The 23,760-nt window shown below is 60.7% G+C and carries 21 protein-coding genes; 14 read left to right on the top strand and 7 right to left on the bottom strand.

Annotated elements, in window-relative coordinates; genetic code table 11:
• Positions 1-61 precede the first annotated feature (61 nt).
• Positions 62-397 carry a thioredoxin gene (gene trxA / locus HALTADL_RS12515; protein ID WP_089671074.1) on the top strand — a complete coding sequence of 112 codons (336 nt, stop codon included), beginning with the start codon at positions 62-64 and terminating at the stop codon, positions 395-397.
• Between the two features lie 119 nt (positions 398-516).
• Here trxA and HALTADL_RS17845 read toward each other — a convergent pair whose 3' ends face one another.
• Both HALTADL_RS17845 and HALTADL_RS12510 read right to left on the bottom strand, forming a co-directional pair.
• The gene (locus HALTADL_RS17845; protein WP_177171896.1) at positions 517-660 is read right to left on the bottom strand and encodes a hypothetical protein; all 144 of its coding nucleotides are present in this window, start codon (positions 658-660) and stop codon (positions 517-519) included.
• Between the two features lie 80 nt (positions 661-740).
• Positions 741-3,218: an ATP-dependent DNA helicase gene (locus tag HALTADL_RS12510; protein ID WP_218143639.1), complete on the bottom strand. Its 2,478-nt coding sequence runs from the start codon at positions 3,216-3,218 to the stop codon at positions 741-743.
• Positions 3,219-3,433: 215 nt separating this feature from the next.
• On the opposite strand from HALTADL_RS12510, the gene tbsP reads away from it, so the two are divergent.
• Together tbsP and HALTADL_RS12500 are read left to right on the top strand one after the other, a co-directional pair.
• Positions 3,434-4,252, top strand: a complete 819-nt coding sequence (tbsP, locus tag HALTADL_RS12505) for a transcriptional regulator TbsP (RefSeq protein WP_089671072.1) — start codon at positions 3,434-3,436, stop codon at positions 4,250-4,252.
• A 55-nt stretch (positions 4,253-4,307) separates the two neighbouring features.
• Positions 4,308-6,032, top strand: coding sequence for a YcaO-like family protein (locus HALTADL_RS12500; RefSeq protein ID WP_089671071.1), 1,725 nt, complete (start codon positions 4,308-4,310; stop codon positions 6,030-6,032).
• Here the strand turns inward: HALTADL_RS12500 and HALTADL_RS12495 are convergent, their stop codons facing one another.
• A complete protein-coding gene (locus HALTADL_RS12495; RefSeq protein WP_089671070.1) occupies positions 6,033-7,166 on the bottom strand; it encodes a mechanosensitive ion channel family protein in 1,134 nt (377 codons plus the stop codon). It lies immediately after the preceding gene.
• A gap of 132 nt (positions 7,167-7,298) precedes the next feature.
• On the opposite strand from HALTADL_RS12495, the gene trmB reads away from it, so the two are divergent.
• Both trmB and HALTADL_RS12485 read left to right on the top strand, forming a co-directional pair.
• Positions 7,299-8,348: an HTH-type sugar sensing transcriptional regulator TrmB gene (gene trmB, locus HALTADL_RS12490; RefSeq protein ID WP_089671069.1), complete on the top strand. Its 1,050-nt coding sequence runs from the start codon at positions 7,299-7,301 to the stop codon at positions 8,346-8,348.
• 107 nt (positions 8,349-8,455) lie between these two features.
• Positions 8,456-9,694, top strand: coding sequence for a response regulator (locus HALTADL_RS12485; RefSeq protein ID WP_089671068.1), 1,239 nt, complete (start codon positions 8,456-8,458; stop codon positions 9,692-9,694).
• 11 nt (positions 9,695-9,705) lie between these two features.
• On the opposite strand, the gene pyrF is transcribed toward HALTADL_RS12485, so the two are convergent.
• Positions 9,706-10,521: an orotidine-5'-phosphate decarboxylase gene (gene pyrF, locus HALTADL_RS12480; RefSeq protein WP_089671067.1), complete on the bottom strand. Its 816-nt coding sequence runs from the start codon at positions 10,519-10,521 to the stop codon at positions 9,706-9,708.
• 128 nt (positions 10,522-10,649) lie between these two features.
• Here pyrF and HALTADL_RS12475 point away from each other — a divergent pair, with 128 nt between their 5' ends.
• Positions 10,650-10,994 (top strand): hypothetical protein, encoded by a 345-nt coding sequence (locus HALTADL_RS12475; RefSeq protein WP_089671066.1) that lies wholly within the window; start codon positions 10,650-10,652, stop codon positions 10,992-10,994.
• A 63-nt stretch (positions 10,995-11,057) separates the two neighbouring features.
• On the opposite strand, the gene HALTADL_RS12470 is transcribed toward HALTADL_RS12475, so the two are convergent.
• The gene (locus HALTADL_RS12470; protein WP_089671065.1) at positions 11,058-11,459 is read right to left on the bottom strand and encodes a universal stress protein; all 402 of its coding nucleotides are present in this window, start codon (positions 11,457-11,459) and stop codon (positions 11,058-11,060) included.
• Positions 11,460-11,726: 267 nt separating this feature from the next.
• Between HALTADL_RS12470 and HALTADL_RS12465 the strand changes: the two genes are divergently transcribed.
• From HALTADL_RS12465 to HALTADL_RS12445, 5 genes are all read left to right on the top strand, one after another.
• Complete coding sequence (locus HALTADL_RS12465) at positions 11,727-12,758, top strand: PAS domain-containing sensor histidine kinase (protein WP_089671064.1); 1,032 nt, start codon at positions 11,727-11,729, stop codon at positions 12,756-12,758.
• Positions 12,759-12,784: 26 nt separating this feature from the next.
• Complete coding sequence (locus HALTADL_RS12460; RefSeq protein ID WP_089671063.1) at positions 12,785-13,168, top strand: CHY zinc finger protein; 384 nt, start codon at positions 12,785-12,787, stop codon at positions 13,166-13,168.
• Positions 13,169-13,199: 31 nt separating this feature from the next.
• Entirely contained in the window at positions 13,200-13,745 is a 546-nt protein-coding gene (locus tag HALTADL_RS12455) for an NUDIX hydrolase (RefSeq protein WP_089671062.1), read from the top strand.
• Between the two features lie 77 nt (positions 13,746-13,822).
• On the top strand, positions 13,823-15,319 hold the full coding sequence (tgtA, locus tag HALTADL_RS12450) for a tRNA guanosine(15) transglycosylase TgtA (RefSeq protein ID WP_089671061.1): 1,497 nt from the start codon (positions 13,823-13,825) through the stop codon (positions 15,317-15,319).
• A 211-nt stretch (positions 15,320-15,530) separates the two neighbouring features.
• Positions 15,531-16,370 carry an esterase/lipase family protein gene (locus HALTADL_RS12445; protein ID WP_162551726.1) on the top strand — a complete coding sequence of 280 codons (840 nt, stop codon included), beginning with the start codon at positions 15,531-15,533 and terminating at the stop codon, positions 16,368-16,370.
• 9 nt (positions 16,371-16,379) lie between these two features.
• On the opposite strand, the gene HALTADL_RS12440 is transcribed toward HALTADL_RS12445, so the two are convergent.
• Both HALTADL_RS12440 and HALTADL_RS12435 read right to left on the bottom strand, forming a co-directional pair.
• The gene (locus HALTADL_RS12440) at positions 16,380-18,272 is read right to left on the bottom strand and encodes an ABC transporter ATP-binding protein (protein ID WP_089671059.1); all 1,893 of its coding nucleotides are present in this window, start codon (positions 18,270-18,272) and stop codon (positions 16,380-16,382) included.
• Between the two features lie 74 nt (positions 18,273-18,346).
• On the bottom strand, positions 18,347-18,805 hold the full coding sequence (locus HALTADL_RS12435) for a pyridoxamine 5'-phosphate oxidase family protein (protein WP_089671058.1): 459 nt from the start codon (positions 18,803-18,805) through the stop codon (positions 18,347-18,349).
• An 82-nt stretch (positions 18,806-18,887) separates the two neighbouring features.
• On the opposite strand from HALTADL_RS12435, the gene arcS reads away from it, so the two are divergent.
• From arcS to HALTADL_RS12420, 3 genes are all read left to right on the top strand, one after another.
• The gene (gene arcS, locus HALTADL_RS12430) at positions 18,888-20,645 is read left to right on the top strand and encodes an archaeosine synthase subunit alpha (RefSeq protein WP_089671057.1); all 1,758 of its coding nucleotides are present in this window, start codon (positions 18,888-18,890) and stop codon (positions 20,643-20,645) included.
• Positions 20,646-20,706: 61 nt separating this feature from the next.
• The gene (locus HALTADL_RS12425; protein ID WP_089671056.1) at positions 20,707-21,150 is read left to right on the top strand and encodes a thiol-disulfide oxidoreductase DCC family protein; all 444 of its coding nucleotides are present in this window, start codon (positions 20,707-20,709) and stop codon (positions 21,148-21,150) included.
• 106 nt (positions 21,151-21,256) lie between these two features.
• A complete protein-coding gene (locus HALTADL_RS12420) occupies positions 21,257-23,323 on the top strand; it encodes a bacterio-opsin activator domain-containing protein (RefSeq protein ID WP_089671055.1) in 2,067 nt (688 codons plus the stop codon).
• The last annotated feature ends 437 nt before the right edge of the window (positions 23,324-23,760 follow it).

Raw genomic sequence — 23,760 nt, 5'->3', positions numbered from 1 at the left:
TTGTGCGAGCTACTGACACATTCCTGCAACTGTTATACCATTTGACCTCGTAGAAACATGTATGAGTACCACAACTGCTTCCGAGCCGATTCACGTCGAGGATGAGAGCCATTTCGAGGAACTCATCGAGTCACATGGGGTTGTCCTCGTCGACTACTACGCCGACTGGTGTGGTCCCTGCAAGATGCTGGAGCCGACCGTCAAGGAGATCGCCGCCGAGACCGAGGCCGCGGTGCTCAAAGTAGATATCGACGAACTCCAGGAGTTCGCCAGCGCGAAAGGGATCCGAAGCGTTCCCACCCTTGAGTTCTACCACAACGGCGAATCAGTCGACCGCGTGATCGGTGTCCAAGACAAAGACGACCTGCTCAACGCGCTCGACGAAATTACCGGCTAAGGCGCTCGGACGCCATTCCGACTCTCCAAACCAACGATTCTTTTTGTGGACGTAGTGACCAACGGTAGTGCTCTTGCTGTGGCCGTGAAAATGGAGACTACAATTGGAGCGACGCTGACCTACGCTACCTGTTTAAAATCCAACCGATGTCCGGTGATCGCTTCGTGGTCGACCGCCTGTTGTTTGGCTGTCGAGGCACTCTCGACTAGTTGTTCTTTTGAACAGTCACGACAGACGAGGTGATACATGCTGGACTCAGACATTACGCATCAAGTCGTTGTTGGATTGTTTAGTTACGAACCGAATGTTCCATTGTAGGGACTGCCTACTGACCGGGAGTTGCTCACTCAGTGTTCCAAAACTGTGTGAACTGACTGCCGAGAAACTCCGGCGTCAGTCGACTGAACTCCCGTTGTTCTTGGGCAGCGAAAAACGGCGCGACGGACCGGGGTCGGTCAGGGAGATACCGCTCGCCGACCAGCACCCGAACCCCTCGCTCGTCGGGGCCGCGAAGCACGCGTCCGATGGCCTGTCGGACCTGTCGGACCGCGGGGATAGTCAGTGCATACGTGAACGCGTTGTCAGTGCCGAATCGGTCGCCGTAGGCGTGTCTGACTGCCTGCACACGGGGAGAGCCGATGTTGACAAGCGGGACGCCGAAGACCGCACACGTGTGGAGTTTCTCGCCGGCGTAGTCGACGCCTTCGGTCAGCGTCCCCCGAGTACTCGTGACCAGCACCGCATGCTCGCCACTGAAAAACTGCTCTTTGAGGCGCTGGGTTTCCTCGTGGCTTGAGGAACTGTCGAGGACGACGGGTTTGTCGACTTCCTTGCGGAGCCGACCGGCGGCCCATTTGGCTTCGGCGTAGTTGGGATACGACAGCAGAATGTTGCCGTGGCTCCGGGCAATCTCCCGGGCGACGTAGGCGTAGCGCTCTCTGGTCTCGTTGTGGTTGTCTGAGGTTGGTTGGCCCCGATTGCGGGCGGTAAACGGCATCACGTCGACCACCCAACTTTCGCGGTTGGCTGCCGGAAACTGCAGCTCGTAGCTCCGGCGGTCGACCCGTCGTTTGGCTCCGTCATCATCTGTGGACGTCCTCGTCGACAGCGATTCAAGCCCGCTGACAGTCTCAAAAATCGAAATTGGCTCAAGGGTCGCACTCATCAGGATGCCGCCGCCGAACTCTCCGAGGATGTCACGGACCTGCTCGGAGGGGATACAGTTGTACATCACCAGCGAGGCGTTGTAGGCGTTAAACCACGGATACTCCGGGTTTCGGTAGTCCAGATCCGTGGGTTCGAGCGTGATCTCCCGAAAGAACTCGGTGTGGTCACGCTGCCACCACTGACTGAACCGGACCCCGGTGGCCGTACAGACACAGTCACGGTTGATCCCCTGCTGGCTCAGTGTGTCCTCGACAGCGCTGCCAACAGCGCCGAGTGTGCGGAAAAAGTCACCAGTGTAGCCTGCTTGTTCTTCGGCCCACACCGTGAAGGCGTCTCGCTCGTCGGAATCGGGTTCACGGAGTTCGAGTTCGAGGGTTTCGTCAGGCAGGGCCTCATCAATAAAGCCGGTGCCGTAGCGCTCGAAGCGGTCGGTGAGTTCTGTTTCGACATACTCATCGAGCCACTGAATCGCCTCGCCGTAGAACTGGTGGGCCTGTTCGACCGCCTCGTACGGCACGTCGTGGTCGGCGAGATGCGACTCGATGAGTTCCTTGTTGTCAGGATGCTGTCGGGCGCGTTCGAGCAGTGTCTGGAGGTCCTGTTGGGCCTGTTTGAGCGTTACCCGGCCCATGGTCTCGCTGAGCAGATCCCTGACGCGCTCTTCGAGCCGGTGGGCCTCGTCGACGATCACGAGCGTCCGCTCGTCGAGGATCGACTCGGTGAGATGGCGCGTCTGACTGTCAAATAAGTGATTATAGTTGCCGACTACGATCTCCGCATTTTCTAGTAGGACGCTCATAACCCGGTGCGGACAGGTGCCAGCCTCAACTGCGGCGGGGAGAAAATCGTCCGTCGAGAGGACGTGGTCGACGCCCTGTTCGAAGCCGACCGGCGAGCCGGTGTCACGGGCATACCAGTCGGCCTCGAACGGACAGTACAGCGGCGTGCTCTCGCTATCGGTGAACTCCGCAGGGGTGGCTGGCTGTGCGGTCCCGTACGGCGCGGTCGCGCCGGCGGTCCGAAGCGGTTCGTCGTCGCTGGCGGCCTGATCTTGGCGCGCAGTCTCCACGAGGCTGCGGGCTCGGTCGGTGTCCCACCACTGCTCGGCGTCGTCAGTGGTTCCCTCGATAATCGCCGCTGGCTCGGGGTCTGTTTCTGGAGTGGTTGTTGATGAGTCGACGGCTGTCGACCCGCCGCTGTCGCCTCGGTGGCCGCCGGAATCGTCCTCACGGACGAGATCTGCGGTCGTCTCCCGCAGCTCCTCACACCGAGTTTGGACGCTGGTGTCGTCGGGAAATACACCTTCGCGCCCGTAGGGGCAGAGATCCGATTTCCCGACGAGGCTGACACCCGAAAGCGGCTCGTCGAGACCGCGGTTGATCGTTCGGAGGTCTTCGATGAACTGCTGGCGTTGCTGTTTGACCGGCGTCGCTATCACGACGTTCTCGAAGCGGTCGGTCTCCCGGAGCAGAAACGCCGCCGCGGTAAGGGCGGCCATCGTTTTGCCGGTCCCGCAGGGACCCTCCATCGCGAGATATCCCTCTCGGCGGACGGTTTCGATTGCGGCCTCGATGGCGTCGGCTTGGTTCTCGTAGGGACGCTCGAAGCCGAAATACTGCTCCCAGCCCGGGCTCTCGTCGGTCGACACGTTCACTGGCTCTCCTCCGTGACCGCATTTATATCCTCGGTGTTCCCACCTGCCCGCGGTGAGAAAACACAAAACATACATCCGAAAATAATTTATGTATGAATGACATAAATAGATTCAATGACGCTGATTTGGAGTTAAATTAGGGAACCATATGCCGATGTGGTTGATCGAGACCCGATAATATTAAATAACAGTTTCCATATTATACTATACTATAGATGAACTCGAATTTACTCGAACAAGACATTAACGATATCCTACAGACAGTGCTCACTGAAGCGACGGATGATCTGCTACTGATTGACCCGACCGAAGGGGCAATTCAGGCACTGGTCGACGTCGCCACCGGATTCGATGGTGAGCTCCCCACGATTCGGATGCTCGCAGAGGAACGTCCACTCAAGGAGACGATGGAAGACTTTCTGGTTGCGAGTCGCGCTGCCGACCTGATCGACGCTGGTCAGTTGTCGATCCGGACGCTCGATGATCCGGCGGCTAACTCGCTGCTTATTTCGGGAGCGTCAGTGTTGGCACTCGTCGCGGCTGGCGACCGGATCGCCGCACTGACGACTGATGACAGCGAATTCGTCGAGAGCGCCCGAGACAGCTACGACGACCAGTGGGAGGCCGCCGAGCCATTCCGCCTCCGAACGCCGCCGATCACGCGCGTTCGGGAGACGCTGGCCGCCGATATCAGCGAGGCCGCCCGCGAGGATTTCGATGCAGTGCTGGCCAAACTTGATACGGCTCGCGGCGACGGCAACGGGCTCGATGAAGTAACGATTTCGCTACTGGTCGCAGCGAGAAACGAGGTCCTCCTCTACGATATCTCCAAATGGGGCGAAGATGTCGGCATCGCCAGCAAGGCGACCTTCTCGCGGACCAAAACCAGACTCGAAGACATGGGGCTTATCGCGACCGAAAAGGTTCCCATCGATGTCGGTCGACCACGGCTCCGACTCCAACTCGGCGACGACCGACTCCGAGAGGCCGAGGCAAGCGAACTGGCTGGCGTTAGTCAGGACCTACTCGACTGAACGCAGTCGTTGAGCCATCGCCGTGTTATTTTACCTCCCACCCGCAGTGTGAGCTATGGAACTTGGTCTCGTTGGCAGCGGTCCCGCTGTCGAGGCGCTCACCGCGGCCTGTACTGATGTCGACCTCTCGGTCGACCGGATTGCGCCGTCGGCGCTTGGTTCGACGGCGGATGGAACGACACAGCCCGACATCGGGGCGGTCGTCGCACCCACCGGTGCAGACGTCTTTTCGGCCGCCTCGGCCGTCTTTGACCGATGGGTTGCGGTCGAAATCGGCGGCGTTGGTGGGTTCCCACTGGCCGACGTCGACGCAACAGTCTCGCTGTATGAACCCGGCACGGCCTGTTATGGGTGCCTCCGCGCCCGCGTTGCAGCCAATCAGGAGGAGCGTTCTGACGCACAACCCAGCGGCTCCCGGAGTGAGGTTCGGTTAGCGGGGGCGGTCGCCGGAGCCGAACTGATCGATCTGGTATCGGGGTCGACCACTGGTGGCCGACTTATCGAACTCCCCTGGCAAGAGCGCAGTTTTCTGCCAGTGCCGGATTGTGAGTGTGAGACGCCCGGTCCCGACCGCTCGCTTCGGCTTTCCCATCGGTCGGTGAACGTCGACGCCTCGCTGTCGCGAGCCGAACGGGCAGTCGACGACCGTGTAGGCCTTCTCAGTCAGGTTGGCGAGCGCGAGTCGTTCCCGGTTCCCTACTACATTGCAACGACAGCCGACACGGCCGGCTTCAGTGATGTCGCGGCCGCCCAGTTGGCCGCTGGCGTCGACCGCGACTGGGACCGGGCGTATATGAAGGCCATCGGCGAGGGCCTCGAACGCTACAGCGCAGGCGTCTATCGGCGCTCGAAACTCGATGGCGGCTCAGAACGAACCCGCAAGCGGCCGGTCTCGCCCAGCCGGTTCGTCCGCCCCGAGAGCTTCGAGACCCCGGACCCCGAACAACGGATCGAGTGGATCGAGGGGTGTGATCTGGCGAGTGACGAGCCCGTTTCCCTGCCGGCGGAGTTCGTCTGCTTTCCGCCGCCGAGTCGACGGTATCGGCCACCGATCACGACCGGGCTCGGCCTCGGGAACTCGACGGTCGAGGCCGTCCTCTCGGGACTGTACGAAGTCATCGAGCGGGACGGGACGATGCTGGCGTGGTATTCGAGTTTCGAGCCGTTGGGCCTCGCGGTCGACGACGAAGCCTTCGCGGAGCTAACGAGACGAGCCAGCGCGGAGTCGCTCACCGTCACGCCGTTGCTCGTCACGCAGGATATCGACGTTCCCGTGATTGCGGTCGCGGTCCACCGCGAGGGTGAGTGGCCACAGTTTGCGGTCGGCTCGGCCGCAGGGCTCGATCCGACCGCCGCCGCCCGGTCGGCGCTCGCCGAAGCGCTCCAAAACTGGATGGAGCTTCGGGCGATGGGTCCCGACGACGCCAGCCAGCAGGGCGGTGCCATTGGGAAGTACGCCTCGTTCCCGGCGGCCGCCCAGGAGTTCGTCAAAACCGAGAGCCGCATTCCGGTCGACTCCCTTGGTAGCCCGGGCCTAACGGGCACAGAAGAACTGGATGCGGTCGTCGACAGCGTGGCGGCCGTGGGCCTCGATGCATACGCCTCGCGGCTCACGACGCGGGATGTAGAACACCTCGGCTTCGAGGCAGTACGGGCAGTGATCCCGGCCGCACAACCACTGTTTACCGGCGATCCGTACTTCGGCGACCGTCTGCAGGAAGTGCCTCGGTCGCTCGGCTTTGAGCCACAACGCGACCGCCCGTACCATCCGTATCCGTAGCTATGACGAGTCGCCGTCGGTTGCGGTCGACCCATCCGATTGTGGTCTCTCATCGGATGACGGGATCGAGCCACCGAATTCCCCGTCAGTCGGCGAAGATACGGGGTCGGCCGGGCTGGTCGATTCGGTGGTTGGCTCGGTCGACTCCGCGTCTCCAGCGGCATCCGGTGAGACGGGGTCGGTGGCTGCTGTGGCGGCAGCCTCGCGGATTGCGACCTGCGCCTCGCCGCTGTTGTCGTCGAAGACGAGCTGTTGGTGTGGGTAGGCCATCTCGACGGTCGCGTCGGCGGCGGCGAACGCCTCTCGAATCTTGGTGCGGACCTCGGAGTGAACGGTAGCGATCTTGTACGGTTTCGTCACCCAGTAGCGGAGCCGAAGTAAGATTCCGTTATCGGCGTAATCAGCGATAAGACAGCCCGGATTGGCGGGATACCGTGCGCTCCCGACCCGGATATCGGGACCGCCCTGAATTACATCGGTGGTGTCTCTGGCCGCCCGCTCCATCAGTCGACGGGCCTCAGGAATGTCGGACTCGTAGGTGACCAGTACGTCCAGCGAGAGTCGGGTTCGTTCGTCCTCGGCGGAGTAGTTGGTCACGTCCCGCTCGCGGATGTTCCCGTTCGGAATCACCAGAAAGGTGTTATCGAGGGTGAACATCTTCGTGTATCGGATCGTGATATCGTCGACGAAGCCGCGGGTCTCGTCGTCGAGTTCGATCATATCGCCGATCTCGAAGGGCTGGTCGGCCAGCACGAAAAACCCGTTAAGGATGTTGCCGACGATGGGCGCGAGGATAATACCGACGACGGCCGAAAAGACCGTCACCGAGAGGACGATATCACCGATTCGAAGTCCGACCAGCGAGCCAGCCACGATGATCGAGCCGCCGATAGTGAGGCCGCGAACCCCGCCGAGGACGGTCTGGGCAACGCTCTGTCGGGTAAACCGGCGGGCGATGGGTCGACCCAACAGCCGCACCAGTAGTTTCGAGAGCCAGATACCGGCCGCGACCACAAGCAGGGCCATCAGCAGTCGGTGGCCCGGGAACTGGAGCCAGCCGGGCAGTAGCTGTGCCAACGCGTCAGCTTCGGTCTCTCCCGAAGTCGTCTGTAGCAACTGCCCGAAGCGGATCATACAGTGACGTTATGGGCTGCCTGAAAAAGGGTTTCTCCCTGTCTATCGAGGGCTCGAAGATACAGAATTACGGAACAGGGTGCAACTCAAAGTATAGTAACTTACAAACCTACTGGCTCGCCACGGAGTAGTATGGCAGATGACCTCCGACAGACGCTGGATGCGGTCGGCGACCGGTTTAATTTGGGCGACTACGAGATCGATGCCTATCTGGCCGTCTTGGAACACGGCCAGCTCACTGCCAGTGAGATCGCTGACCGAACCGACATCCCACAGCCACGAGTGTACGACACCGTGCGGAGCCTTTCCGACAGACAGCTCGTCGAACTCCGGGAGTCGCGACCGATGCAGGTTGTCGCCATCGATCCCGAAGACGCCTTCGGTGAGATCCAGTCGTCGTTCACCGAGATGGTCGACGAACTCACCGCCCGCTATACGGCTCCGACGCGGGAAACGGAGGCCGTGTCGCTGGTGAAATCCCGGTCGACGATCATCCGACATCTCCGGGAGTGTATCGAGTCGGCGGAGTTCGAACTCGCCCTGTCGCTGACCCCGGAGCTACTGACGCAGTTCGCCGAGGACCTCCAGCGACAGATCGCAAACGGTGTCAGCATCGACCTGCTGCTCACCCCGGCCACCGCGGCCCCCGATCCCGAGACGTTCGACTACCTTTCGGTCGCAACCACGGTTCGGGCCCGTCGCGGCATCACGACACCCGTATTGGCGGTTGCCGATGGCGAACACTCGGTGTATGCGACCCAAGACGCCCTCCGAGACGATCAGGACCGGTACGGCGTGATTTTCAACCGTTCGGCGCTCGGCTTCCTGATCTCGGGGTTCTTTGGCACGGTGCTGTGGACCACCGCAGAAACACTCGCCGTCAACGGGACGGAACGACCCTTCCCCCGCCGGTATGCATCGATCCGCCGAGCGGTCAAAGACATCCGAGAACTCGGCGGCGATTTCTACGCCACCGTCGAGGGTCGGGACATCGAAACCGGCGAGCCACGCATCTGCGCCGGCAAGATCGTCGACCTCGCCTTCCAAGACTCCGAGGAGATCGCCGCACTGACCGTCGACACCGAGTCAGGGCCGGTCGAGATCGGTGGTCTCGTCGCCGCACTCGAAGACGTCGAGGGCCAAGAGATCCACATCGGCCGCGAAAGCCCACCCGAAATCTGAGCGGCGGTAGCCACCGGCTACTAGCAGCGTAGGGGCCAAACGACGAGTTCGGCTGACAGTCAGGATAATCAGAACAATTACCTAGGCTGCAGTGTGTTGTATTATTTATGAAGGACTCGGTTCGAATCCTCCACGTCGACGACGAGTCGTCATTTTTGGATCTCACTGCGGAGTTCCTCTCTCAGGAAGACGACCGCTTCGAGATCACAACCGAGACGAGTCCGGCCGATGGGCTCGACCGGCTTGCAGACGAGGCGTTCGACTGTGTCGTGAGCGACTACCAGATGCCGTCGACGACGGGAATCGAGTTTCTCGAAGCCGTTCGGGAGTCGTATCCCTCGCTCCCATTTATTTTGTTTACCGGCGAGGGCTCCGAAAAAGTCGCCAGCGACGCGATCTCGTCGGGTGCGACCGACTATCTCCAGAAACAGACCGGCACCGAGCAGTACCAACTGCTTGCCAACCGCATCACCAACGCCGTCGAAAGCTACCAAACCCAGCGGGAACTCGAACAGTACCAGTTGCTGGTTGAGGCGGTCGGCGACCCGATGTATATTCTCGACAGCGAGGGATCGGTCACCCTTGCCAACGAGGCTCTAGCCGAGATGCTCGGCTGTGATCGGGAGATCGCACACCGGATGCATGCTGATGACTTTTTAGTAGAGGGTGGCTACCGGACCGAGAGCGACCGGTTGGACGAGATTCTGGTCGATCCGACCGTCGACTGGTCGACCTACGAGGCGTGTGTCGAAACAACCGATGGAACGGAGATCCCGACCGAAATCAATATCGCTCCCGTGGCCAGTGGGACCGACAGCTACGCGGCAAGCGTCGGGGTTGTGCGGGATATTTCCGCCCGAAAACGGCGGGAACGCCGGCTCGAAGCACTCCATACGACGACCAGAACGCTGATCGACGCCACCAGCTTCGAGGAGATCGTCGATATCGGTCTTTCAGCCGCCGAGGACGTCCTAGAACTGGAGCTTGCGTCGTTTTATGCACCGCCGGCCGAAAACGCGGATCTGCTCGTTCCGATAGCGTCGACCGAACAGACCGAACAGCTGTTTGGGACGATTCCATCGATGGAACGTGAAGAGGGGTTGATATGGCAGGTGTACGAAACGGGCGAAGAGATATTCCGGGCCGATATCCGTGATCATCCGGAGGCGTACAATGCTGAAACGCCCATCCGAAGTGAACTCATACTCCCGGCCGGAGATCATGGTGTCTTCATCGCCTCGGCGACCACTGTTGATGGATTCAATACAACTGACAAGAAGTTAGCACACGTGTTGGTTGCGACGCTCACGCGCGCACTCGAAAGCGGAGAGACTCGTGAGAACTGAGCGAACGGCCGCTACTCGACGTCTCGGTACTGGTTCAGCCGCTGTTTGAGCTGTTTGGCCGACTGACCAGCCGCCTTGGCGAACTGCTTGCCCCGATCCTCGCCGGCATAAATAATCCCTCGCGAGGAGTTGACGAGGCCGACACCGTCACCTCGGAGCCCATGCTCGACGGCGGCCTCGGCATCGCCACCCTGCGCACCGACGCCCGGCACGAGGAACGGCAGGTCGGGCACCGACTGGCGGATCGTTTCGAGTTCGTCGGGGCCGGTCGCGCCGACGACGAGGCCGACGTTGCCGTGGGTGTTCCAGAGATCGGCGAGTGCGGCGACCCGTTTATAAAGAGCTTCCCCGGAGTCGAGTTCCAGATCCTGCAGATCTTCTCGGCCGGGGTTCGAGGTCCGACAGAGAATGAACACGCCCTTGTCGGCGCGATCCAAAAACGGCTGCAGCGAGTCCCGCCCCATGTAGGGGTTGACCGTGATCGCGTCGACCTCCTCTAAAACCTTGGCGTACTGCCGGGTCGTGTTGCCGATATCGGCGCGTTTGGCATCCAGAAGCACGGGAACATCTTTCCCGTGGGCGTAGGCAATCGTCTCCCGCAGCGAGCGCCAGCCGTCGGCTGACTCGTAGAAGGCGGCGTTAGGTTTGTAGCAGGCGGCGTGTTCGTGGGTGGCGTCGATGATTCGCCGATTGAACGCCCACTGCGGGAGATCTTTGTCTTGGAGGTGGTCGGGAATGCGAGTCGGGTCGGTGTCAAGCCCGACCGAGACGACGCTGTCGACGGTAGCGATCCGGTCGGCGAGCCGGTCGAAGAAGGCAGTAGCCATTACGTTACGGGTGTCACGGCACTCTTAAGTCTCCTTCCCTGTGCGCAGACAGCCTGTATCTGTTGGTAGTGAGACACTACCAGCCGGTGGCGGCGGCTAACAAAACCGCATGCTGTGGGAGACCCGGTATGTTTCGCTCGTCCGGCGGTTCGATGGGTCGGCTCCACCGGCTCCAGCCTGCATTGTGGCTGGTTGCGATTGCGTTTTATGGTGTCGGTGATCTGGTGACGACGGTCATCGGGCTCCGAATCAGCGGTATCATCGAGGCAGGGCCGCTCGTCGGTCCACTGATCGACCAGTACGGCGTGATGAGCCTCTTCGTGCTAAAATTCCTTACAATAGGTGTGAGTTACGGCGTCTGGCAAGTTATCCCAACCCCCCACCGCACTGGCATCCCGCTCGGGCTGGCCGTCCTCGGCGTCGCTGTCACTGGCTGGAACACGGTGGTCGTGTCGACGGCGCTCTTTTTCTGAGACTCGCGGACCTAACAGTAAACAGCTCCCGTGGGCGTGCTACAGCGACGCCATCTGAGAGCATTACTCCAGTTCGCGTGGAACAACCGCCATCGGTCGACTCGAGTGGAGCAACACCTGTTCGGTGACGCTGCCGATAGCGACCTTGCTCGTCGACGTCGGTTTCCTGACACCAAGGACGATCTCGTCGGCCTCAACCGTTTCGGCAAACGAGAGGATGTCTTCGGCCGGGACGTTGCCCCGAACAAACTGGTGGGTTTCGACGGTCGTCATCGCGCCGAGCCGCGAGTAGATCCCGTTGAGCGCGTCCTCGCCGTCCCGGAGTTCGTCGTCGGTTGCCGACGCCTCGTCGAGATGTGAGTTGATCGCGTGGACGGTGTCGCCATCGTCGACTCGATCACCGAGATAGTCACAGATCGCTGCACTCGTGTGAACCGAGTTCGTTGCGACCACGAATATCGTCATAGCTGAGTGAATAACGCCAGAGGTGATAAATCCAAGTCAAACACTTAGAAAACACAGGCACACAAAACACACTTACTGGGAAGTAAAGGTAGTATGTATTTAATATATTCAAACATTTCTATAGCTTCTAACACATATTGGCCTTACAGTTTGTTTTATTACAAAGAAGCATCTCAACAGAGATAGACAATAGATGCGATACTGGTTATTTTTTCTGGGCACCAACAGATGTGACCCACTGTTCGACTATAGAGGGCGTGAGCAGCTGTGAATACGAATGATACACAGAGTAGCGATCGATTCCAACAGCTGTTCGAACAACTCAACGACGCGGTCGTCGAGTTCGCGCTCGTCGACGACGAGCCGATAGTCCGTGATGTCAACTGTACATTCGTGACAATATTCGGCTACGATGCCGAGGAGGCAATCGGCGAGCCACTCAACGAGTTGATCGTTCCCTCAAGCGAGCAGGCCGAAGCCGAGAACTTCGACCAACGAACCGCAGACGGGGAGTCAAACGCAGCCGTCGTCAGGCGGGCCACCGTCGACGGCAACCGAACGTTTGTCTACCGTGGCGTGGCGTACGCCGAAGATTGTGGGTTCGCAATCTACTCCGATATTACCGAAGAGATGCAGCGTGAACGCTATCTCGATGTGCTCCAGCGGGTAGTCCGGCACAACCTTCGGAACGACCTCAATATCGTTCTCGGGGTCGCCGATACAATCCTCGAAAGGACCGATGATAGCCAGATCACCGCAGCCGCAACGACGATCAAACAGACTGCTGAGGGTCTCGCGCGGCTCAGCGAGGAGGCGAAGATCGTCGACAGCGTGCTTGGCGAGCAAACAACGGTCGAACCAACCCCACTGCGGCCTATCGTGAAGACTGTCCTCACGGAGTATCAACAGCAGTTCGAGACGGCAACGATCAGTGTCAATCTGCCAGCGGACCTCTCAGTCGCCGCTGACAAACGACTCTACACGCTACTTCGAAGCCTCGTCGATAACGCCCTCGTCCACAACGATGCTCCGACACCGAAGGTAAACATCCGCGTGACGACAGCCGCCTCGGAGGTCCAGCTCGAAGTCCTCGATAACGGACCGGGGATTCCAGACGCCGAACAGGCTATCGTGTTGGGCGCAGCCGAGATCACCCCACTGAACCACGGTAGCGGCCTCGGCCTCTGGCTCGTCAAATGGATCACCGACAGCTACGGTGCGGAGGTCGAAATCGAAACCTCCGACAGCGGGAGCCTCGTCCGTGTGCGACTCGACCGAACTGATAGTCCACCATCGTAATTACTCCGCGACCCAACCATAGCCCAATGACGACCGAGTGTCGACGTCGACTGACACCGGAACAGCGCCTCGTCGTGGGACTCGCGGTCGACGACCAAACCCGGTGTGCCCACTACCACACCGACCGCGACGTGATCGCGGTTCAGTTCCCCTGTTGTGAGACTTATTACCCCTGTTTCGAGTGTCACGCCGCCTGTGTCGACCACGACGCCGTACAGTGGCCCCGCGACCGATTTGACGAACCAGCGGTACTCTGTGGCGTCTGTGGCAGCGAACTCAGTGTCCGAACGTATCTCGACTGCGAGCATCAGTGTCCGGACTGTGGAACAGCGTTCAACCCGGGCTGTCGACGCCACGCCGACCGCTATTTCGCGGTCGACGAAACCGTCACGACGGATTCGGACCGGTGATATTTAGCCATCGCCGCGGGACAGTCAGGATATGACCAACGACTCGCTCGAATGGGAGACCAAGGCAACGGAGATTGACTACCGCTGTCCGGGATTCGATATCCGTCGCGATGCGGTCGAACTCCCCGACGGCACCGTCACCGACTACCACTACGTCGACGAGTCACCAGCCGTGGTTATCCTCCCCCTAACACCCGACGGCGATGTGGTCGTCATCGAGGAGTGGCGACAGGCCGTCGACAGCGTTAACCGCGGGCTGCCGGCCGGCTCGGTCGAAGGCGAGGAGGATCTGTTCGATGCCGCTCGGCGGGAACTCCGCGAAGAAACTGGCTACGAAGCAGGCAGTCTCGAACACCTGCTAACGACTGAACCATCGAACGGGATCGCCAACTCGGTTCACCACCATTTCGTCGCCCACGACTGCGAGCCGACTGCCGAGCAGGAACTCGACGACAACGAGTCTATTCGCGTCGACGTGACTGACTACGACGAGTATCTCGCCAGTGTCGTCGACGACGAACTCGACGACGGACGGGCCGCACTCGCCGTTACCCACTACGAACTCACTCACCGGTGAGGCCCCCTGCGGCTACCGACAGCCGACAGAAACACCGAACGCAATCCTTACCGACCAGCCACGGATAGGGCTGGCATATGCGCGATCATTTCGAGATTCGGGATGCCGACGGTGCCGGGCGGATCGGCAGACTCGACGTCCCACGGGCGGGCCGCACGGTCGAAACCCCGGCTCTCCTCCCCGTTATCAACCCCAATATGCTCACTATCGAGCCCTCGCGGCTCGAATCCGAGTTCGGCGTCGACATCCTCATCACCAACTCCTACATCATCCGCCAAACCGAGAGCCTCCGCCAACAGGCCCTCAACGACGGCCTTCACGAACTGCTGAATTTCGATGGCGCGGTCATGACTGACTCGGGCTCGTTTCAGCTCTCGGAGTACGGCGACATCGACGTGACGACCGAAGAAATCCTGAAGTTCCAACACGAGATCGGCTCCGACATCGGCACGCCGGTCGACATCCCCACGCCGCCGGATGTAAGCCGCGAGCAGGCCCAGTCGGATCTCGAAATCACTGAGCAGGCACTGGCTGATGCCGAGAGTCTCGATCTCGGCGAGATGCTGATCAACGCCCCCGTTCAGGGGTCGACGTATCCCGACCTCCGCGAAGAGGCCGGTCGACACGCCGCCGCGACCGATCTCGACGTGTTCCCGATTGGAGCGGTGGTTCCAATGATGAACAACTACCGCTACGACGATCTTGTACATACAGTCGCAGCAGCCAAACGTGGGCTGAGTGTCGACTGTCCGGTCCACCTTTTCGGCGCGGGCCACCCGATGATGCTCGCGCTAGCGGTCGCGCTGGGCTGTGACCTGTTTGACTCGGCGGCCTACGCATTGTACGCCCGCGCGGGCCGATACCTGACCGTCTCGGGCACCCAACAGCTGGATGATCTCGACTACTTCCCCTGCTCGTGTCCGATCTGTGTCACCCATACGCCCGAGGAGATCCGGCAGCAAAACGACGACGAACGCGAGCGACTGCTGGCCGAACACAATCTCCACGTCACCTTCGAGGAGCTTCGCCGAATCAAGCAGGCGATCCGGAGCGGGAACCTGCTCGAACTGGTCGACCGTCGCGCTCGCGGCCACCCTTCGATGTACGATGGCTACCGTGCCCTGCTGGATCACGCCGACCAACTCGAACGCGAGGACCCCGTCTCGAAAGGCACCTTCTTCTACACTTCGCCCGAAAGCGCCCGTCGACCCGAGGTCCTGCGCCACCACGAGCGGCTTGATCGGTTGTCGACGCCCGACCGGCTCCTGCTGACCGAGGCCGGGGCCCCCGGCTCTGATGAGTACGACGCCGCATGGCGCGTTGTCCCGCCGTTTGGTCCGTTTCCCCGCGAACTCTCCGAAAGCTATCCGTTTACCGCGGCTGTCCCTGACCGCCCCGACCGGGGCGGACAGATCGCGGCTGCCGAGGGGGTTCGGCGGCTCGTCGAGACCAACCCTAACACCGAGTTCACACTCGCAGTCGAAGCGTGGCATGCCGATGCCATCGAAGAGATTCCGGACCGAGTAACGGTCGAATCGATGAAAGACGTCCGCGAAGGGTTCGGTACTGAGTAAGCAAACGGGGGTCTGATTCATCCGTTTGTGGGTCGAATCAAGACGACAGTCGACGGCGCTGTATAGTACAGTTCGGACAGAATACATAATAGATTTTGGTGGTTTTTCAGTTATTTGTGGGACTGTAGTCACTGTGCAAAAAGGATATAGTCGGCTCGCCGTATCATGATCTGTACAACTCATGTATCCCTACATTCCCGCATGCGAACACGTGTTCAGTCTCGGGATCTCTCAGTCGGCTCGGTATCAACAGGCGATGTTCGATCTCTGTTTTAGCGACACTGAGAGTACGGACCGTCGCTCCGACCACCCGTCAGATCGGGTCGACGATGCACAACTGCCGTGGGAGACAGCCGGGCAGTATGGCGGCTGGGGCGGCCACGAGTGGTTCGGGACGGCCCCCGGAACGACACAGGTTCCCGTTGTCTTCGTTCATGGCAATCAGTGCGATGCCTCGGACTGGACCGAGACCTGCGAGCAGTTCATAGAGGCGGGCTATCGAGGAGACGATCTGTGGGCGATTACGTTTGCCGAGTCGACGCCAACCCACGCGGAGATGGCAGCCCAACTCGACGAGTTCGTCGCTGAACTCCGCTCGGACACCGGTGCAGAATCGGTAATGGTGGTTGCCCACAGTCTCGGCGTGACCGGCGTCCGCTACTGGCTCTCCGAGCGTGACCGCTACGACTGGGTCGAGACGTTCGTCGGGTTGGCTGGGGCCAATCACGGCGTCTCGTGGGCCACACTCTGCTGTAAGTCCGGACTCGACAGTGGCCCGTTTCAGGTGAGCGGCTTTCTCAGAGACGACTACGACCGCTACACCAACCATCCACTCTCGGAACTCAACGACAACGAGACGCCCGGAGAGATCGATTACTACACGATCCGTGGCCGGTACGATTCGCTGTTTTGGGTCGATCAGGCGAGTCCACGGCTTGATGGCGCGGTCGAAAACGTTGTTCTTCCAACAGACCACAACGGAGTCAGAGACTCCGCTGCGGCTGTCGAACGGATATTTTCGTGGGTCACTCCCGATGCGTGTGGGGCCTAATGCGAGCAGTTAGTCGACAAGAGCTGGCTCGTCGTCGACCTGCGCGCCCCAGAGATCGGCGTAGGCTCCCGAACTCCCGACCAGTTCGTCGTGGGTTCCCTGTTCGATAACCTCGCCGTCGTCCATGACGACGATCCGATCCGAATCGCGGATCGTCGACAGCCGGTGGGCGATCACCAGCGCAGTTCGGTCAGCAATGAGGCGAGTGAGGCTCTCCTGGATGTGTTTTTCCGTCTCGGTGTCGACGTCGCTCGTGGCCTCGTCGAGAATGATGATCGCGGGATCGTTGAGAATCGCCCGCGCGATGGCAAGTCGCTGGCGTTGGCCGCCCGAAAGCTTCACGCCGCGTTCGCCGATCTCGGTTCGGTACCCTTTGGGGAGGTCATCGATGAACCGGTCGGCCTCGGCGGCGTCGGCTGCGTCGACGACTGCCTCGGGCACGTCTTCACCGTTGCGGAGCCTATCGAGCACCTCGCGGTCGCCGTAAGCGATGTTTTCGGCAACCGTCCCCGAGAACAGATACGGCGACTGGCCGACGATGGCGACCCCGCTCCGGAGGCTCTGTCGGGCATACTCCCGGACGTCGACATCGTCGACTCGCACCGCGCCGGAGTCGACATCGTAGAACCGGGGAACAAGCCGAGTGAGCGTTGATTTCCCCGCGCCGGTCTCGCCAGCGAGGCCAATCGTCTCTCCGGCCTCGATATCCAGCGAGACGTTGGAGATCACGGGTTCGCGGTCGCCATACGAGAACGTCACATCGTCGAACTCGATATCGCCCGCGATGGTCTCGGGCAGGTACGGATCATCGGGGTCGGAAATTGTCGACGTCTGCCCGAGCAGACCGAAGACGCGTTCGGCGCTGGATTTGGCCTGCTGGTAGCGGTTGGCCGACCGACCGATCCGCCGCATCGGCGAGTAGAGCCGCCGGAGATAGAGGAAGAACAGCGCGAACGAACCGGTCGACAGCGCGCCAGCGTCACCGAGCAGGATGATGTCTCGGCCGCCGATGTAGAGGATTGCAACGAAGGCGACCCCGGTCATCAGTCGGAGTGCCGCAAAAAAGCCGCGCCGGAGCCGAAGCGCCTTGATCTGTTCGTCGTGGTAGCGTTCGCTTTGAGTTGCCACCCGGTCGTGTTCGAACCGGTAGCGGTCAAAGGATTTGATGACGTCGACGCCCGCGATGTTGTTTTCCAATCTCGAATTCAATCGTGAAACGGTCTCCCGAATAGATTTGTATCGGGGTTCGATCCACGTGAGGAATCCCGCGCTGGCCAACCCAATGATCGGCACCGGAAACAGGGCAATTGCTGCAAGCTTTGGCGAAACTCTCCACAGAATGATCGTAATTCCGGTCACCGTTGCGACGACCCTGATGAGTTGGCGAAACTCACTATTTAAAAAGCGTTCGAGGCGGTTGATATCGCTGTTGAGAATAGACAGCATCCCGCCGGTCTGATGGTCGACGAAAAACTTCATCGAGAGCTGCTGGAGGTGGTCGTAGGCATCGTTTCGGAGGTCGCGCTGGACTTTTTGGGCCATCGACTGCAGGAGATACCGTGAGGCAAACCGGGTCACAGAGCGAATCAGATATGCGATAGCGGCGATAACGACGAGCCGCTGGAGGAACGCCAGTCGGGCTGCCTCGCCGACGATGTCACCGGTCGGAAGCAGGCCGACATCGGTCAGCAGTCCGGGGTCGCCCTCATTGAGGACCACTCGGTCGATGGCTGCCGCGACGATCAACGCGGGCATCAGTCGCGCAAATCGTGTGATGACAGCGGTGGTGACGCCGGTCAGCAACCGTGGCCAGTAGCGGAATGCGTACCGAACGAGACTGACCATCGGGTGTCCGTCGACGTTCCCTCGAATGTCTTCGAACCCACCGTGTTCGTCAGCCATATCTCGCGGTAGTGGCCACCCCGGTGTAACACTGGCGTTCCGGAGACAGTGACCGTCTGGAGGCCAGCTTGGGCTTACTCCCTTTCAGGAACCGATCCGGCCATGCGGTGGCTGAAATCCCACGTATACACGCGGTCGGGATCGATCCGAATTCGCACTTCGTCACGGTCGGGCGACAGCAGTCGCTTGGCCAGCGGCGAATCAGTTCCGCCGAGATAGCGTTCGAGCAGTGTTTTTAAAAGGTCTTTATCAGGGTCAGAGTCGACGCTTGCCGTCCCGTTGCCCCGAACACCTTTGTATGGCGGTTCGTTGGTCGATATTTCGAAGGCCACCCGGTCGTCGTGCGAGAGGTAGTCGACGACGTCGGCCTCGGCGCTGGTTGCACACCACAGCGCGCCGTCGCGGTAGCGATACCACAGCGAGAGCATCCACAGATCGTCACCCTTCGTACGGCAAGAAAGCCGAATTGGGATCGTCTCGCGTTCGAGAAACGCCTCGGTTTCGGCGCGGTCCCATGCGCCAGTTGGGTCCATACAGTGAGGTCGACGGGGGGATCGAAAAACCTCGGGGTCGGCGAAAAGCAAGATAGTTCACCCTCGACTGCCCAGCATTGGTATGACTACGTATTTCGAGGTTCTCGACCGCGATGGGGCGGCCCGTCTCGGCGAGATCCGACTTTCGACGCCGGTCGACACCCCGGCACTGCTCGACGATGTCCTCGTCGACAGCGGGAGCCACTGGACGGCCGAGCAGCCAGTTCCGGAGGGCGACGACGACCAACTGACGATTCTCCCCCACCGTTCGTTGCCTGCTGGTACGCGAGAGGAGGTCCGCGAGGCATTTACCACGGACGCAATCGATGTCGACTTTCCATCGGCGTCGGTGATCTCCTCGGAGTCACCCCGTGATCTCGGCACCGATGCCGCCATTCTGAGCGACGCCTCCGGATTTGTGGGTCACGGCGAAGGACTGAAGGACGCGATCATCCGCACCAAAGAGGCGCTTCCGGCCGACACCGCACTCGTTCTTTCGGGTGTTGCCACACCGGTCAACGTCGCCACGCTGGTCTATGCGGGCGTGGATGGTGTCGACGCGAAACTGGCGAAAGTCAAGGGGAGTCAAGGAATGTATCTCACAAACGACGGCGAGGCATTCCTCGAAGACCTCGACGAGCTGCCGTGTGCCTGTCCGGCCTGTCAGGGGCCACGCGAGGAGTTCACCCAGCAAGATTGTATCGACCACAACGTCAACGCGCTCCGCGCCGAACTCCGGCGCGTCAGAGAGCGGATTCGAGCCGGTCGACTACGCGACTACATCGAAGGCCAAGCTCGCCACGAAAACTGGCTCACGGCGGCGTTCCGGGAGTTCGACAGTCAGTACAGCTATCTCGAAACCCAAACCCCAGTCGTTCGAAATAACGAACTCGCCGCCGCGACCAGCGACTCGCTCCGCAGAGTCGAAATCCAGCGGTTTGCCGACCGGGTGACCAGTCGGTACCGCAACCGGTTCGACAACCCGCTCGTCCTCGTGCCCTGTTCGGCCCGGAAGCCGTACAGCGAATCCAAGAGCCACAGTCGGTTCCACGATATGATCGCCTTCCGGGGCCACACCGTCTCGATGACCTCGCCGATTGGCGTGGTGCCACAGGAACTCGAATTGACCTATCCGGCCCAGCACTACGATTCAGTGGTGACAGGACGGTGGTCCGAGGACGAAAAGCAGTTCGTCGCTGCAGTGCTCGATAAATACCTCCAGCGAAACGACTATTCGCGGGTAATCGCCCACGTTCCCGACCACGGCTACCGCGACATCGTCGAACGCGTCGAGTCCGACTCGTCGCTCGACTTCGAGTACACGGTCGACGGCCATCCCACGTCGACGGATTCGCTGGGGAATCTGTCGGCCGCCCTCGAAGGCGAACTCAAATACGCCAAGCGGGAGCGGGAACACAACACGGTCAAAGCAATCGCCGACTTCCAGTTCGGGCCTGATGCGGGCGACGACCTCTTTGGCGATATAGAGATCAAGACGACAGGTCGCTATCCCAAACTACAGGTCCGGGACACCGACGGCGAGCAGTTGGCGACGATGGTCCCACAGTACGGCATGCTTGCGATGACCCTCGACGGGGCCGACCGCTGGGTCGACAGCGATGCCCCAACCAAGGTTGTCGAAATCGATGGCTTCGTGCCCCACGGTAGCGTGCTCGCGCCGGGTGTCGTCGACGCCAGCGACGAGATCCGACCGGGAGATGAGGTCGTGATTCGGGGACCGAAAGCGTTCGGCATCGGTCGCGCCGAAATGAACGGGCCCGAAATGGTCGAGTCGACACGGGGTGTCGCCAGCACGGTGCGGCACGTCAGAGAGCGATGAGACGGCGGCTCTGCCCGAGGGTTGATATGGTCCCGTCGCCGAACACCCAGTGAACCGAGCAATGAGTTCCGGAGACACCAACGAGGAGACGGCTATCGCCGAGAGCGACACCCATCCCGTGCTGCTGTTCGATGGCGTCTGTAACCTCTGTAACGGCGCAATTCAGTTCATTATCCCGCGTGATCCCGAGGGAACGATCCGATTTGCACCGCTTCAGTCGACGCTGGGCACACGGATTCAAGAACAGGCCGGGCTGTCAACCGAGGATCTCGAAACGGTCGTGTTGGTCGAAGACGGGGTGGCTTACACCAAATCGGATGCAGCGATCCGCGTCGGCGAACGGCTCGGCGGGATCTACAGACTGCTGTCGCTCGGTCGACTGGTCCCCCGCGGACTCCGTGACCGCATCTACGATTTCGTCGCCGACAACCGCTATGACTGGTTCGGCCGGAAAGACCAGTGTATGATCCCCGATGAGGACGTTAGCGACCGGTTTCTCGAGTAGGGAGTTCCTACTGAGCTGAATCTCCGATCTGTCGACTCTATTTTCTCACGAATTTACCCATAATAAAAACAGAACGTTCAGTATCACGGGCCTCCAACGGGAACCAATGTCTCGGTCGATCCGGGTGCTCTACGTCGACGACGATCCGCAATCACTGGACGTGATTACCAATCGGTGTGAAGCGGTCTCAGAGCTCCGGTTCGAAACCGAATCACGGCCACGGCAGGTGGCCGATCAGCTCCATGAGGATCTCGACTGTCTGATTACTGACTACCGGATGCCGGGAATGGACGGGATAGAGCTACTGGCAGAAGCCTCCAAACAGCGGCCGGAGCTCCCGATTTTGCTGTTGACGGGCCATGGTGGCGGTGAGATCGCAAGCGAGGCGCTCCGAAAGGGTGCCACCGAATATATGGAGAAGTCGACCGCAATCGAGCAGCCGGATCTGTTGGCCAACCGGATTCGAAACGCGGTCGAACAGATGCGCCGGGAGAAAACTAACGAGGCTCTGGCGACCGACGCCAACCGTTTCATTCGGGCGACCTCGCCCACTGCGGTCTACGAGGCAGCTATCGATCTTACCTGTGAGACGCTTGGCTTCGAGGATGCCGCGATCATCGAGGAGACGCCTGATGGTCATTTGGTCGTCGCCGACAGCGGTTTCTCCACGAGCGTTCTGAACGAGCTCCCGACTGCCGAGGCGGTGTCGACGGCCACCGACAGCGAGGAACCGGTCGTCGTCGAGCCGGGAACCGTCGACGAACTCGACACGGTGAGCTGTTGGGTGTCGCTGGGAAGCCACGGCGTGTTGGTGGGTCGAACCGCCGGGAGGGATGCCGCGGTCGACTATCTCCGCGACGGCATTCTGATCGTGGCGACCAACGCCGAAAGCGCGCTAACCCGGCTCGAACAGGCCGCCCTGCTCGACGAGCGGAAGCGGGAACTCGAACGCCAGCGCACCGAGCTGGCCTCGCTCAGACAGACCAACGAGGTGATTCGGTCGGTCAACCGGGCGATTACGAGCGTGAGTTCACAGCGAGAGATCGAACGCCTTGTCTGCGAGCGGCTTGTCGGCGAGGATCGCTACAGCTACGCCTGGATCGGCGAGTACGATCTCGAAAGCGAGCGACTCACCCCGCAAGCAAAGGCCGGGTTGGGGGCCAACGTTACCGTCGACTCGCCGGTCTCGCTGGTCGACCGCTACAGCGTCGAGACGCTCGAAACCGTGATCGACCACCGACAGGTGGCCGTCGAGACGCCACCCACCGAGATCGGCGAGGCGAGTCTCAGATACGTGACCGACCCCGACACCGATCCCGACGCCGGCACGGCAGTTCTCGTTCCGATCACCCACAACGAGATCCTCTATGACGTGCTGATCGTGTATGCGGCCGGGCGCACCTCAGTCGGCCACCGAGAGCAGGACGTGCTGGCCGAACTCGGCGAGACGATTGGCTACGCGCTTCGGACGGCCGAACAGCGCCGGGCGCTCGTCGGTGACGCTGACACCGAGGTCGTGTTCGAAATCGACTGCGAGCAGGAGCATCTCATCCAACTGTCGACGGCCGCCAACTGTACGGTCACCCTCCAGAGTCTCAGTACGCGCTCGGATGACCGCCTTCGTCAGTTCGTTCTGGTTGAGGGGGCCGAGCCGGATGCGTTCTTGGAGTACGCCGACCGGATCGGGATCGATCAGCCGACCGTGTTGGTCGAGCGCGACGACTGTTTTGTCGCCACGCTCACGACCGACGAGAGTCCGGTGATCAACTGTATCGCCGATCAGGGCGTCTCGCTCACGGAGTTCCGCGCAGCCGAGGGCCGCGGCACGGTGTCGATGACCGTGCCGGATACGACCGACGTCCGGACGCTGGCCGAACTGTTCGAGTCGACGTTTGCGGGGGCCGAACTACGGGCCAAGCGACAGCTCGACTCCTCGGTCGACACCCCACAAGGGTTCCGCGAGCAGCTTGAGGAGACGCTGACTGACCGCCAACACGAGACGCTGCAGGCGGCCTACCACGCCGGATTCTTTGCGTGGCCACGGAGCAACACCGGCGAAACTATCGCCGACCGGCTCGGGATCGCCGGACCGACGTTCCTGCAACATCTCCGCGCGGGCGAACGCAAACTGCTCCGGGAACTGTTCGAACAGGACCAGACAGTCTACTCCTGATCGCGTCGGTCGACCACCGGTATGGTTCAGTCGACACCCGAGGCGATGACTCCATAACGCCGTAAATCGACAATTCAAGATGCTTGCCTATGCACATAGGCAGTTTATTTTCAGTGCACCTATGCAGATAGGTACAAGTGTTATTTACATACCAATCTTTAGCCGATATGTGTCAAAGCCGACGGTGGCACCCGACAGCGCCCCACTCGCTGGCGGTCTGCAACCGTCGGTCGGTCGACACAGTTAGTCCCACACTACACTGGTGACAGCCCCACCACGTCTGTCACTACTTGAGAGAGCCCCACCACGCTGTCTCAGTGGTGACAGCTTTCCATACCTGTCTCCACACTCCCCCCGCTGTCGCTTCGCACCGGTTGCCCTCCACTCATCCGTTCTGCGGTGCGATGCGGTTTTATCCTTCACGCGAGTAGCATTGC

The organism is Halohasta litchfieldiae (genome assembly GCF_002788215.1).
In the GTDB taxonomy this organism is placed as follows: Archaea; Halobacteriota; Halobacteria; order Halobacteriales; family Haloferacaceae; genus Halohasta; species Halohasta litchfieldiae.
Note: the sequence above shows the minus strand (reverse complement) of the source record. Positions and strands in the feature narration are given on the sequence as shown.

Bases quoted from the DNA above. Each gene is read 5' to 3' on its own strand.
- tgtA (WP_089671061.1), top strand. From the start codon at position 13,823: ATGCGCGATCATTTCGAGATTCGGGATGCCGACGGTGCCGGGCGGATC.
- HALTADL_RS17845 (WP_177171896.1), bottom strand. From the start codon at position 660: ATGTCTGAGTCCAGCATGTATCACCTCGTCTGTCGTGACTGTTCAAAA.
- HALTADL_RS12425 (WP_089671056.1), top strand. From the start codon at position 20,707: ATGAGTTCCGGAGACACCAACGAGGAGACGGCTATCGCCGAGAGCGAC.
- HALTADL_RS12455 (WP_089671062.1), top strand. From the start codon at position 13,200: ATGACCAACGACTCGCTCGAATGGGAGACCAAGGCAACGGAGATTGAC.
- HALTADL_RS12475 (WP_089671066.1), top strand. From the start codon at position 10,650: ATGTTTCGCTCGTCCGGCGGTTCGATGGGTCGGCTCCACCGGCTCCAG.
- HALTADL_RS12495 (WP_089671070.1), bottom strand. From the start codon at position 7,166: ATGATCCGCTTCGGGCAGTTGCTACAGACGACTTCGGGAGAGACCGAA.
- arcS (WP_089671057.1), top strand. From the start codon at position 18,888: ATGACTACGTATTTCGAGGTTCTCGACCGCGATGGGGCGGCCCGTCTC.
- trxA (WP_089671074.1), top strand. From the start codon at position 62: ATGAGTACCACAACTGCTTCCGAGCCGATTCACGTCGAGGATGAGAGC.
- HALTADL_RS12420 (WP_089671055.1), top strand. From the start codon at position 21,257: ATGTCTCGGTCGATCCGGGTGCTCTACGTCGACGACGATCCGCAATCA.
- trmB (WP_089671069.1), top strand. From the start codon at position 7,299: ATGGCAGATGACCTCCGACAGACGCTGGATGCGGTCGGCGACCGGTTT.
- HALTADL_RS12440 (WP_089671059.1), bottom strand. From the start codon at position 18,272: ATGGCTGACGAACACGGTGGGTTCGAAGACATTCGAGGGAACGTCGAC.
- HALTADL_RS12460 (WP_089671063.1), top strand. From the start codon at position 12,785: ATGACGACCGAGTGTCGACGTCGACTGACACCGGAACAGCGCCTCGTC.
- HALTADL_RS12485 (WP_089671068.1), top strand. From the start codon at position 8,456: ATGAAGGACTCGGTTCGAATCCTCCACGTCGACGACGAGTCGTCATTT.
- HALTADL_RS12435 (WP_089671058.1), bottom strand. From the start codon at position 18,805: ATGGACCCAACTGGCGCATGGGACCGCGCCGAAACCGAGGCGTTTCTC.
- HALTADL_RS12470 (WP_089671065.1), bottom strand. From the start codon at position 11,459: ATGACGATATTCGTGGTCGCAACGAACTCGGTTCACACGAGTGCAGCG.
- pyrF (WP_089671067.1), bottom strand. From the start codon at position 10,521: ATGGCTACTGCCTTCTTCGACCGGCTCGCCGACCGGATCGCTACCGTC.
- tbsP (WP_089671072.1), top strand. From the start codon at position 3,434: ATGAACTCGAATTTACTCGAACAAGACATTAACGATATCCTACAGACA.
- HALTADL_RS12500 (WP_089671071.1), top strand. From the start codon at position 4,308: ATGGAACTTGGTCTCGTTGGCAGCGGTCCCGCTGTCGAGGCGCTCACC.